11 protein-coding genes are annotated in these 12585 nt (G+C 41.2%); 9 read left to right on the top strand and 2 right to left on the bottom strand.

The features are described 5' to 3' along the window. Window positions 1–38: 38 nt before the first annotated feature. From argF to FZ952_RS01215, 4 genes are all read left to right on the top strand, one after another. Window positions 39–1055, top strand: coding sequence for an ornithine carbamoyltransferase (gene argF, locus FZ952_RS01230; RefSeq protein WP_037614483.1), 1017 nt, complete (start codon window positions 39–41; stop codon window positions 1053–1055). A gap of 161 nt (window positions 1056–1216) precedes the next feature. After that, the gene (gene arcC, locus FZ952_RS01225; protein ID WP_148880308.1) at window positions 1217–2164 is read left to right on the top strand and encodes a carbamate kinase; all 948 of its coding nucleotides are present in this window, start codon (window positions 1217–1219) and stop codon (window positions 2162–2164) included. A 283-nt stretch (window positions 2165–2447) separates the two neighbouring features. Then, window positions 2448–3959, top strand: a complete 1512-nt coding sequence (locus tag FZ952_RS01220) for a YfcC family protein (RefSeq protein ID WP_148880307.1) — start codon at window positions 2448–2450, stop codon at window positions 3957–3959. 21 nt (window positions 3960–3980) lie between these two features. Beyond that, entirely contained in the window at window positions 3981–5315 is a 1335-nt protein-coding gene (locus FZ952_RS01215) for a dipeptidase (RefSeq protein WP_148880306.1), read from the top strand. A 282-nt stretch (window positions 5316–5597) separates the two neighbouring features. On the opposite strand, the gene FZ952_RS01205 is transcribed toward FZ952_RS01215, so the two are convergent. Beyond that, complete coding sequence (locus tag FZ952_RS01205) at window positions 5598–6068, bottom strand: arginine repressor (RefSeq protein ID WP_062198752.1); 471 nt, start codon at window positions 6066–6068, stop codon at window positions 5598–5600. Between the two features lie 14 nt (window positions 6069–6082). Then, the gene (gene queA, locus FZ952_RS01200) at window positions 6083–7111 is read right to left on the bottom strand and encodes a tRNA preQ1(34) S-adenosylmethionine ribosyltransferase-isomerase QueA (RefSeq protein WP_148880304.1); all 1029 of its coding nucleotides are present in this window, start codon (window positions 7109–7111) and stop codon (window positions 6083–6085) included. A 319-nt stretch (window positions 7112–7430) separates the two neighbouring features. Here queA and FZ952_RS01195 point away from each other — a divergent pair, with 319 nt between their 5' ends. The 5 genes from FZ952_RS01195 to FZ952_RS01175 all read left to right on the top strand — a co-directional run bounded on the left by FZ952_RS01195 (window position 7431) and on the right by FZ952_RS01175 (window position 12584). Further along, complete coding sequence (locus tag FZ952_RS01195) at window positions 7431–8138, top strand: glucosamine-6-phosphate deaminase (protein ID WP_148880303.1); 708 nt, start codon at window positions 7431–7433, stop codon at window positions 8136–8138. A 105-nt stretch (window positions 8139–8243) separates the two neighbouring features. Further along, complete coding sequence (locus tag FZ952_RS01190; RefSeq protein WP_148880302.1) at window positions 8244–9593, top strand: DUF1958 domain-containing protein; 1350 nt, start codon at window positions 8244–8246, stop codon at window positions 9591–9593. A gap of 157 nt (window positions 9594–9750) precedes the next feature. Beyond that, complete coding sequence (locus FZ952_RS01185; RefSeq protein ID WP_262366310.1) at window positions 9751–10923, top strand: MFS transporter; 1173 nt, start codon at window positions 9751–9753, stop codon at window positions 10921–10923. 157 nt (window positions 10924–11080) lie between these two features. After that, window positions 11081–12031, top strand: a complete 951-nt coding sequence (locus FZ952_RS01180) for a competence protein CoiA (RefSeq protein WP_148880300.1) — start codon at window positions 11081–11083, stop codon at window positions 12029–12031. 166 nt (window positions 12032–12197) lie between these two features. Next, window positions 12198–12584 (top strand): DUF1310 family protein, encoded by a 387-nt coding sequence (locus FZ952_RS01175; protein ID WP_148880299.1) that lies wholly within the window; start codon window positions 12198–12200, stop codon window positions 12582–12584. The last annotated feature ends 1 nt before the right edge of the window (window position 12585 follow it).

Below are 12585 nucleotides of genomic sequence, written 5' to 3'. Positions count from 1 at the left end.
AATAGAAAATCTAATAACTAGAAAGAGGAAATAATAGAATGACAAATTCAGTATTCCAAGGACGCAGCTTCTTGGCAGAAAAAGACTTTACTCGTGCAGAGTTAGAATACCTGATTGGTCTTTCAGCTCACTTGAAAGATTTGAAAAAACGCAACATTGAGCACCGTTACCTTGCTGGTAAAAATATTGCTCTCTTGTTTGAAAAAACTTCTACTCGTACTCGTGCAGCCTTTACGACAGCAGCTATCGACCTTGGCGCGCATCCAGAATACCTTGGAGCAAACGATATTCAGTTAGGTAAAAAAGAATCTACTGAAGATACTGCTAAAGTATTAGGACGTATGTTTGACGGGATTGAATTCCGTGGCTTCAGCCAACGCATGGTAGAAGAATTGGCAGAATTCTCAGGTGTTCCAGTATGGAATGGTTTGACTGACGAATGGCACCCAACTCAAATGCTTGCTGACTACTTGACTGTTCAAGAAAACTTTGGCCGTCTGGAAGGCTTGACATTGGTATACTGTGGTGACGGGCGTAACAACGTTGCCAACAGCTTGCTGGTAACAGGAGCTATCCTTGGTGTTAATGTTCACATCTTCTCACCACAAGAACTCTTCCCAGAAAAAGAAATCGTTGAATTGGCAGAAGGATTTGCTAAAGAAAGTGGCGCACACATCCTCATCACTGAAGATGCAGACGAAGCTGTTAAAGGTGCAGATGTTCTTTACACAGACGTTTGGGTATCTATGGGTGAAGAAGACAAATTCGCAGAACGCGTTGCACTTTTGAAACCTTACCAAGTTAACATGGAATTGGTGAAAAAAGCTGAAAATGAAGACTTAATCTTCTTGCACTGCTTGCCAGCATTCCACGATACAAATACTGTTTACGGTAAAGATGTTGCTGAAAAATTTGGCGTAGAAGAAATGGAAGTAACAGACGAAGTCTTCCGTAGCAAGTACGCTCGTCACTTCGACCAAGCAGAAAACCGTATGCACACTATCAAAGCGGTTATGGCTGCAACTCTTGGAAACCTCTACATTCCAAAAGTATAATTTTACATAAGAAACCGTCTACCAACAGCTATGAGGGCTGCGACTAATAGCTTTAGTCCTGCCCTCTTTTATATGATAAGGAATGTTTATTTCCTTGTTGAGAATTTGAAAAATATAAAAAATAGAAGCGCATTCGTTCGAGCGCAATAAAGGAGAATTAAATGGCAAATCGTAAAATCGTTGTAGCCTTGGGAGGAAATGCCATCCTTTCATCTGATCCATCAGCAAAGGCTCAACAAGAAGCTTTGGTTGAAACAGCCAAGCATCTTGTAAAACTAATCAAAAATGGGGATGATTTGATCATCACCCATGGAAATGGTCCGCAAGTAGGAAACTTGCTGCTGCAACACTTGGCAGCTGACTCTGAAAAGAACCCTGCCTTCCCACTAGACTCTCTTGTTGCAATGACAGAAGGAAGCATTGGTTTCTGGTTGCAAAATGCGTTGCAAAATGCTCTCTTGGATGAAGGCATTAAAAAAGATGTTGCTTCAGTTGTAACACAAGTTGTTGTAGATAAGAATGACCCAGCTTTTGTCAACTTGAGCAAGCCAATCGGTCCTTTCTATTCTGAGGAAGAAGCAAAAGCAGAAGCTGAGAAGAGCGGAGCGACTTTCAAAGAGGATGCTGGCCGTGGCTGGCGCAAAGTTGTTGCTTCACCAAAACCTGTTGACATCAAAGAAATTGAAACTATCCGTACTCTCTTGAACGCTGGTCAAGTTGTGGTAGCAGCTGGTGGCGGCGGTATTCCAGTTATCAAAGAAGATAATGGTCATCTGGCTGGTGTTGAAGCTGTTATTGATAAGGATTTCGCTTCTCAGCGCTTGGCTGAATTGGTCGAAGCAGACCTCTTCATCGTCTTGACTGGTGTGGATTATGTCTTTGTCAATTACAATAAACCAAATCAAGAAAAATTGGAACATGTAACAGTTGCTCAACTGGAAGAGTATATCAAGCAAGAACAATTTGCACCAGGCAGCATGCTTCCAAAAGTAGAAGCAGCGATTGCCTTTGTCAATGACCGTCCAGAAGGAAAAGCAGTTATCACTTCCCTTGAAAATCTTGGTGCTTTGATTGAATCTGAAAGCGGAACAATTATTGAAAAAGGTTAGTCATAATTAATTTATACATACTTTAGAAAATCATTTATATTTATTTTCTGTTTTCTTTTAATAAAGTTTTTAGGAAAAGCATATTTGGCGGTTACATTGTCTTCCTTTTATTCAAATTTAAGAAAGCTTTTCCTGAAAATATTTAATAGCTTTTCACAAAAATACTAGCTTTTTAAATGTTAATATGGTAAAATAAATTTAAATAGAAAGCGTTTTCTTGAATGAAAATTCAAGAAAGTAGTCAGTTTTTTACACTTTGTTATAATATTAGGAGGAAAAAACAATGAGTGAAAAAACAAAAAAAGGTTTTAAGATGCCTTCATCTTATACCGTCTTGTTGATAATCATTGCTATTATGGCAGTGATGACATGGATTATTCCTGCGGGTGCTTTTGTAGATGGTGTTTACAAAGCTCAGCCTCAAAATCCACAAGGGATTTGGGATGTCCTCATGGCACCGATTCGGGCTATGCTAGGTACTCATCCAGAGGAAGGCTCGCTGATTAAAGAAACCAGCGCAGCGATTGATGTAGCCTTCTTCATCCTGATGGTTGGTGGTTTCCTTGGCGTTGTTAATGAAACGGGTGCTCTTGACGTAGGGATTGCCTCTATCGTGAAGAAGTACAAGGGCCGCGAAAAAATGTTGATTTTGGTTCTCATGCCTTTATTTGCCCTAGGTGGTACAACTTATGGTATGGGTGAAGAAACCATGGCCTTCTATCCGCTTTTGGTTCCAGTTATGATGGCTGTTGGTTTTGATAGCCTGACTGGTGTAGCGATTATCTTGCTCGGTTCCCAAATTGGATGTTTGGCTTCTACTTTGAACCCATTTGCAACAGGTATTGCTTCAGCAACTGCTGGAGTTGGTACGGGAGATGGTATCGCTCTTCGCTTGATCTTCTGGGTTGTCTTGACTGCTCTGAGCACTTGGTTTGTTTATAGCTACGCGGACAAGATTCAAAAAGATCCGACTAAGTCGCTGGTTTACAGCACTCGCGAAGAAGATTTGAAACACTTTAATGTAGAAGATTCTTCATCAGTAGCATCAACACTTAGCAGCAAACAAAAATCAGTTCTCTTCTTATTTGTTTTAACATTTGTTCTGATGGTATTGAGTTTCATTCCATGGACAGATCTTGGTATCACTATCTTTGATGACTTTAATGCTTGGCTGACTGGTCTGCCAGTTCTTGGCCAAATCGTTGGTTCATCTACAGCTGCTTTGGGTACTTGGTACTTCCCAGAAGGAGCAATGCTCTTTGCTTTCATGGGTATCCTTATCGGTATTGTTTATGGTCTTAAAGAAGACAAAATTATTTCTGCCTTCATGAATGGTGCTGCTGACTTGCTCAGTGTTGCCTTGATCGTAGCGATTGCCCGCGGTATCCAAGTTATCATGAACGATGGTATGATTACTGACACTATCCTCAACTGGGGTAAAGAAGGTCTGAGTGGTCTATCTTCACAAGTCTTTATCGTTTTGACTTATATCTTCTATCTGCCTATGTCATTCTTAATCCCATCCTCATCTGGTCTTGCCAGCGCAACTATGGGTATCATGGCACCACTTGGTGAATTTGTAAATGTACGTCCTAGCTTGATTATCACTGCTTACCAATCTGCTTCAGGTGTCCTAAACTTGATTGCACCAACATCCGGTATTGTGATGGGAGCTCTTGCACTTGGACGTATCAACATTGGTACTTGGTGGAAATTCATGGGCAAACTCGTAGTCGCTATTATTGTAGTGACCATCGCCCTTCTTCTCCTTGGAACCTTCCTTCCATTCCTATAAAATAGTGAGTGAGGTGATTCCATGAAAATAGATATAACAAATCAAGTTAAAGATGAATTTCTTATATCATTAAAAACCTTGATTTCCTATCCTTCAGTACTCAATGAAGGAGAAAATGGAACACCTTTTGGACAAGCAATCCAAGATGTCCTAGAAAAAACTTTAGAGATTTGTCGAGACATAGGTTTCACTACCTATCTTGACCCTAAAGGTTATTACGGATATGCAGAAACCGGTCAGGGAGCAGAGCTTCTGGCCGTTCTCTGTCATTTGGATGTTGTTCCATCAGGTGATGAAGCAGATTGGCGGACACTGCCATTTGAAGCAACTGTCAAAGACGGCTGGGTATTCGGACGTGGTGTCCAAGATGATAAGGGACCATCAATGGCTGCTCTTTATGCAGTCAAGGCTCTGCTAGATAGCGGAGTTGAATTTAAAAAGCGGGTTCGTTTTATCTTTGGTACAGATGAGGAGACACTTTGGCGCTGTATGGGTCGATACAATGAGTTAGAGGAGCAAGCTGCCATGGGTTTTGCACCAGATTCTTCTTTCCCTTTGACCTATGCTGAAAAAGGCCTCTTGCAAGTCAAGCTGCATGGTCCTGGCTCAGATAAGCTAGACCTAGAAGCAGGAGCAGCCTTTAATGTTGTGCCTGGCAAGGCTAGCTACCAAGGAGAGCTTTTGGAACAGGTCGTGGCAGGTTTGCAAGTAGCTTCTTTTGACTATGAGCAAACAGATCATCAAGTCACTGTCCTTGGACTGCCTAAGCATGCCAAGGATGCAGCTGAAGGTGTCAATGCTATTGTTAGGCTGGCGACAGTTTTGCAGCTCTTACAAGCTCATCCTGCCCTGACATTTATTGCAGAAGCGGTGGGAGAAGATGCAACTGGCAGCCGTTTATTTGGTGACGTTTCGGATGAACCGTCTGGCAGACTCTCCTTTAATATTGCAGGTCTGACTCTGAACTCAGAAAAATCTGAAATCCGTATCGATATTCGGATTCCTGTTTTGGCGGATAAAGATCAGTTAGTGGCAAAACTAGCTGAGATTGCTGGGCGCTACCAGCTTGACTATGAAGAATTTGACTATTTGGCTCCGCTTTACGTACCTAAAGACAGCGAACTGGTCAGTACCTTGATGGCCATCTATCAAGAAAAGACTGGCGATGCCAGTCCAGCTCTGTCCTCTGGTGGGGCTACCTTTGCTCGGACCATGCCAAACTGTGTGGCCTTCGGCGCTCTATTCCCAGGGGCTGAGCAGACGGAGCATCAAGCCAATGAACGAGCTTCTTTGGATGATTTCTATCGTGCAATGGATATCTATGCTGAGACCATTTACCGCTTGGCCGGAGAGTAAAATTGCTGGGATATATTCGTTGTTGCTATTTTTTCTAAGGTGAAGCTATTGAAGTTTTTAAAATGATCCTTAAAAGATATTGATAGAAACAAAAGGAGGCTGGGACAAAAGTCCGACCTCAAATATAAAAAGCGAACAAAACTAGTTTTCTGGTAATCAGAATTCTGCTTTGTTCGCTTTTTGCATTTAATTATAGATTTGAAGGGCTTAATAATTAAGATTTTTAAAAATTGAAATCTTTTTGTCTCAGCCTCTTTTTGTTGCACTATGTTTTACAATATATCATTTACTAAAGAAAAATGGGGGCGCAAATTCTTTGAGTTTATCAAAGCATTCGATAGCGGATTGGTTATCTTCACAGATAATTAAGCACACATCGTCTCCACAGACTGTAGCAACAATCTGGGGTAACTCCAGAGCATCTAAAATGGCACCAAAAGATTGGGCTAGTCCGGGCAAGGTTTTCATGACGACTTGATGCTGAACGGGGCGCAACATAACTAGGGCATCTTCCATATAGAAGCGCAGCCTTTTCTCCCAACGAGAAGGGGCGATGCTGTTAATGACATAGTAGGATCTGTCGTTTTCGGTCACCTTGACTAGATTTAGAGTTTTCATGTCACGAGAAAGGGTAGACTGGGTGACAAACACTCCATTTGCTTCTAGTAGTTCTTGGAGTTCCTGTTGGGTATGGACCCTTTTTTCCATAATGAGGGAGCGGATGAGACGATGTCTACTTTCGATTTTATTCATAGATTCACCTGTATTTATTTGATAAACATAGCGTCGCCAAAGCTGAAGAAGCGGTAGTACTCAGCGATAGCATGCTCATAGGCTTGCAGTGTCAGTTGGCGTCCAGCAAAAGCCGATACCAGCATGACGAGAGTTGATTTTGGCAAGTGAAAGTTAGTCGAAAAAGCATCGACAATCTTCCACTGATAGCCTGGTTTGATAAAGATATTGGTCCAGCCAGAGTCAGCTTGGATTTGGCCATCGAATTTACTACCAATTGTTTCTAAAGTGCGGATAGAAGTGGTACCTACGGCAACGACACGGTGGCCGCTTGCCTTGACTTGACGCAGGGTCTCGGCTGCTTCTTCAGATAGGGTATAAAATTCGGAATGCATTTCATGCTCGTCCAAGTTATCAACTGATACGGGACGAAAGGTTCCAAGTCCGACATGCAGGGTCAGGTAGACGAGTTTAATGCCTTTTGCAGCAATTTTATCCAGCAATTCCTCTGTGAAATGGAGGCCAGCGGTTGGAGCGGCAGCGGAGCCGTTTTCTTTGGCATAGACCGTTTGATAGCGCTCACGGTCTTCTAGTTTCTCATGGATATAAGGCGGCAGGGGCATTTCACCCAAACTTTCTAGGACTTCCAGGAAAATCCCCTGATAGTCAAAGCGAACAATCCGTCCACCGTGCTCCAGCTCTTCTGTAACGGTGGCAGTCAAACGGCCATCACCGAAAGAAACATGCGCTCCGACTCTTAGACGCTTGGCAGGCTTGGCTAGGACTTCCCAGAAGTCTCCTTGGGTATTTTTAAGGAGCAGGAGCTCTACATGACCGCCGGTTTCAGGCTTGGTTCCATAAAGGCGAGCTGGTAGGACACGGGTGTTATTCATAACCAAGGCATCGCCTGGCTCAAGTTGGTCAATAATGTTGTCAAAATGTTGGTCACTAAACTGGCCAGTTTTCCGATCTACGATGAGCAAGCGAGAGGAGTCTCGCTTCTCCAAAGGGGTTTGAGCAATTAATTCTTCCGGCAAGTGAAAATCAAAATCAGCAGTATTCATTCTATCTCCTTAAACAGTTATCATCATCCAAATGTAGTAAGCGGCTAGTAAAAAGGGAATACTAATTAAGAAACTTCCCAAGCATAAAAACACTATCTGCCAGCTTCGATGTTTTTTTAAGAAAAGACCGATGATAAAAAGTGTAATTCCTAGCAAAAATATAATAATCATTGGTAACAGCATTCTTTTATTATACCACGATTTGTTAATAAATCCTTCAAGGAAAATTTGAAAAATTAAGCAGATTATACTTGACAAAAATTGGTCTATACCATATAATAAAAGAAAGAAATCAAACAAGATAAACAGGAGAGATAGGATGAAAGTTATTCGTGTTGAAAATCAAGTGGAAGGCGCAAAAGTAGCTTTGGCACTTTTGAAAGAGAAGTTAGCTCAGGGAGCCAAAACTCTGGGATTGGCAACAGGAAGCAGTCCAATCGAGTTTTACAAGCAAATCGTTGCCAGCGACTTGGACTTTTCAGAGCTGACCAGTGTAAACTTGGATGAGTACGCGGGACTTTCAGAAGATAATCCTCAGTCTTACCGTTACTTTATGAATGAGCAGCTGTTTCATAAAAAACCTTTCAAAGAAAGCTTTCTGCCGAATGGTGTGGCAGAAGATGCGGAAGTAGAAGTAGAGCGCTACAACCAAGTTTTAGCTAATCATCCAGTAGATCTGCAGATTTTAGGAATTGGAATCAATGGTCACATTGGATTTAATGAGCCTGGAACGAGTTTCGACAGCACCGTCCATATCGTTGATTTGGAGCAGTCAACCATCGAAGCTAATGCTCGCTTCTTTGATAAGATCGAGGATGTACCTACTCAGGCTTTCTCAATGGGGATTCGTAATATTCTGGATGCTAAATCCATCATCCTTTTTGCTTACGGTGCTTCTAAGGCTCAAGCAATTGCGGGAACGGTACAAGGTGAGGTGACGGAATCTTTGCCAGCTAGTGCCCTTCAACGACATGAAGATGTGGTCATTATCGCAGATAAAGAAGCTCTGAGTTTGTTAGATGCCTGATTTTCTATTTCCTATCTAATTTTTAGATAGGATTTTTTATATTTGCTAAAAACCTTGTAGAAAATATGTTATACTAATAAGGAATGATTTTTTTGGAGGATAAATGTGAAGAAGAAGTTTTTTGTACTTGGATTGATTTTATCAGCTGTTTTGTCGCCACTTGCTGCTAGTGCAGATGAATTAGTGGATAGAGCGCAGAAAATGTATCCAAATGATCACGTACAAGCGATTAATCGGCCCAAATCATCTTTGATGATTGATGGTAATACAGGAGATGTGCTGTGGCAGGACAATATTGATGAGGTCCGTGACCCAGCCAGCATGAGTAAAGTCATGACTTTGTACTTGGTCTTTGAGGCGATAAAAGAAGGAAAACTCAGTTTGGACACGGTAATCAAAGCGACACCACAAGACCAAGCCATCGCCGGTATTTATGAAATTTCCAATAATAAAATTGTTGCAGGTGTGGACTACACTGTTTCGGAGCTGATTACCATGACGGTTGTGCCATCATCTAATGCAACGACTGTCATGTTGGCGAATTATTTATCAAATAACGATCCAGATGTTTTTCTGGACAAAATGAATGCCAAGGCTCAGGAATTGGGCATGACCAACACCAAATGGTTCAATGCCAGCGGAGCAGCGGCGATTTCTTTCAAGGGCTACTATACTCCTCAGAATTATGACAATTATGCTAGCAATCAGACGACTGCGCGTGATTTGGGGATTCTGGTTTACAATTTTGTAAAAAATTATCCTGATATTTTAAACTATACCAATCAGGCTAAAGTGACGGTAAAAGCTGGCACGCCATATGAAGAAACGTTCGATACCTATAATTACTCTTTACCGGGTGCTCGCTACGCTCTAGAGGGAGTAGATGGCTTAAAGACAGGCTCAAGTCCGAATGGTGCCTTCAATTATATTGCGACAGTCAAACGTGGAGACCAGCGGGTGATTGGTGTCATTATGGGGGTTGGCGACTGGTCTGACCAAGACGGCGAATATTATCGTCATCCATTTGGCAATGCCTTAATCGAAAAAGCCTACGCTGACTATGAATACAAGAAGGTATTTTCTAAAGGAGAGCAGGAAATTGATGGGGAGACATACAATCTACCAGAAGATTTTTATGTGACGGTCAAAAAAGGCACTGAACCAAAAGTAAAAGTTGAAAATGGTGTCTTAAAAGCTGAAAATGACTTGACAACGCTCTCTACGCTAATCTCAGATGGTATGAAAGTGGAGCGAGTAGAACGATCTATCGCACAATCTGTGAAAGAAGTGGCTACAGGGAAAAATACCAAAAAAGCATGGTATAATCTTCTGATTAATAATCGCTTGCTTATCCTGTTGCCTGTCGGGATACTCGTCCTTATCTTGTTTGCCGAAAACTCTAAACGCAAAAAAAGAAGAGCGCAGGCTAAAACTAGACGAGATAGATACAGATAAATAATTTTCATCTATAAAGAAATCAAATAAAACTCAGTTGAAATAAATTGGTAGACTCCCTTTATAGTGGATAGTAAAAAAACTAAAAATTTACTAGAAACTAAATGGAGAGTATATCAAATCACTGAGTTTTCTTTATATATTTTAGGAGTCTCCCTTGACCACTTTAAAAAAATTTCAGAATAGCTATTTTGTCTATTTTTTGATGTACAATTTTTATTTTCTTTCATTGTCGTTGTTTTCGACCTTGATATCGGTTTATATGCTGGATAAGGGGTACACGGCGGGTCAAGTATCCATTGTCGTATCAGCTTCCTTCTTTTCGTCCATGCTGGCTCAGCCCATCATGGGAATGTTGAATGATACACTTGGAATCAAGAGAGTTTCGCTTGTCAGCTTTGGATTGATTATTTTAGGAGCCATCTTTTTCATGCAGGCTGATAATCTCTGGCTTTTGACCATCTGGTACAGTTTTGTCTTGATGCTCATTAACGGAGTCAGCACAGTGATGGATGTATTGGCGACCCAGAGCCCTTATAAATACGGGGAAATTCGAATTTGGGGGACAATCGGTTATGCCTTTGGTTCGCAACTGGCAGGTTTGATTTATAAAAATATTTCTCCTCAAGCCATTTATCTGGTCTTTATTGGGACTATGTTGCTGAGTATTCTAGGGGTTCTTGGTATGAATCCTAAGCGGGATAGGTTGACTAAAAAAATTGAAAAAAGAGGCCATTCGTTCTTTTCAGCCATTCTTAAAAACAGAACCTATCTTTCTTATCTCATTCTTGTCGCCCTTTACTCTGGTGTAGGCAATACAGGTCACACTTATATTCCATCTATGCTAGAATACAGTGGCTTGAGTGTTGATTGGGCAACGACAGTCGTGGCTGTCTCTGTACTATGCGAGACTCCCTTAATCTTTTATTCTTACCTTTTCATGGATAAGATATCTGTCAAAAAGTTGCTCTATATTTGTTTGGGTATGATGCTCCTTCAGTACGCAGTTTATGCTTTGAACTTTGGCTTAGGCTCGAAAATTGTAGTCACTCTGATTTCCAAGCATGCTTCTGGCATGCTACTGACTATGCTTAGTTTGCGCATTGTTGCAAATTTGGTGGATGAAAAATATTTGGTGACAGCCTTTGCGCTGCTCCAGACAGGGCGAAATTTAGGCACGATTTTCATCCAGAATATGTCAGGCTCCATCTTGGATCACTTTGGCTATGAAAGGATGAATCTTATGCTGACAGCCATTATCGGCCTGGTGCTCTTGCTTGCCCTCTTCTTGAAAGTTCCTGAAAAGAAGAATCAGAATTTATTTGGATAAGAAAAAACGAGCCTGGAAATTTTTCAGCTCGTTTTTCTTTGGGGAAATTGGCAAGAAAGTAAGCAGCTTTTCTTTGTTCTATGTACACAAGTTCTCACTTTGGCTTTTTAATTACGAATAAAGATATAAAAGACATTGTTTTGAAAGGGAAATGCTCATGTTGCTTGCGAAAAATGAAGAGGGGATTTTGCTGAATGCCATGGAAAACCAGCCGTCCCTAGGCGAACAAACCTTTTGTCCGGCCTGTTCCGGTGAGGTCCGTTTTAAAAATGGAAGGGTCATGCGGCCACATTTTGCGCATATTTCTCTTGAAAATTGTTTGTTTTATGCGGAAAATGAAAGTGCGGAGCATTTGAACTTGAAAGCTGGACTTTATAGCTGGGGGAAGCAAAGCCAAGAGGTTCAGGTGGAGGCCTTTTTGCCTGAGATAAGGCAGATTGCTGACCTTTTGATAGACGACCGCATAGCGCTGGAAATCCAATGTAGTCCTCTCAGTCAGGAACGACTAGAAGAAAGGATGCTGTCCTATCGCCAGCATGGCTATCCGGTCCTCTGGCTTTTGGGCAAGAAATTATGGTTAAAACAGTCGCTGACGAAACTGCAAAAGGACTTTCTTTATTTTAGTCAAAATATGGGCTTTCATCTTTGGGAATTGGATGAGAAAAAGCAGGAGCTTCGGCTTAAATATCTCATTCACGAAGACTTGCATGGGCGAGCTCAGTACAAGGTCAAATCCTTTCCTTTTGGTCAAGACTGCCTTTTATCTGTCCTCCGCAGCCCCTTTCAGAAGCAGGAGTTAGAGAGTTATCTGGCTCGGCAGGATCCAGAGATTTGTCGCTATGTTCGTCAGCAGCTTTATTACCAGCAGCCTCGATGGATGAAGCTCCAAGCCCAGCTTTATCAAAAAGGAGACAATCTTCTGACCAAGTCAGTAGAGGATTTTTATCCGCAGGTTCGGCCTGTTCAAGCCAGCTCCTTTTGCCAAATAACAAGAGATTTGACGCCCTATTACCAGCACTTTAATCGCTATTATCAGGCTGAAAACAATAAGCAGCTTCAAATTATCTATCCACCGGTATTTTATGCGAGGAGGAGAGCAGATTCTTAAATATTATTCCACTTCCTATTGATGAAGAAGAGAGTTTTTACCTATACTTTGAATTTAAGAATATTTGAAAATCCTGTATAATAAAGTAATAAGTTAGATATTTCAAAATTCTAATTTTGACTAGTCCAACCAACTTTACCAAAGATGAGAAGCGAAAGGAGCCACCATGAAGAAAATTTTTGTAATCTTTTTGAGTATCATCACGCTCAGTTCAGCTATGTTTTTAGGAGGTTGCAGTCTGCTAAACAGTCGGTCAGAAAAAGAAAAAATGATTCAGATTGCGGAGGGGAAGAAAGCACAGACAGCAATAGAAGAATTACTAAGACAGGAAGATTCTAAAGCATTGACTGAGGAGGGGATTATAAAAGAATATTCAATAAATAAAGATAAATTAGAGTATAATCCTATGGGGGGGTTAATCGTTGAACTTATAATCAATGGTGAACCAGAATTAACTATTAAAACAACATTGATGGAAGAATCTGAAGAGAAATTAGAACACACAGGTTATGTAATCTCTGGTGAACTCGCAAAGAAATTGAGGGGAGAATAAC

Origin of the sequence: Streptococcus sp. Marseille-P7376 (genome assembly GCF_902460385.1) — a bacterium.
Taxonomy (GTDB): Bacteria; Bacillota; Bacilli; order Lactobacillales; family Streptococcaceae; genus Streptococcus; species Streptococcus sinensis.
This window is presented reverse-complemented; position numbering and strand designations above follow the sequence as displayed.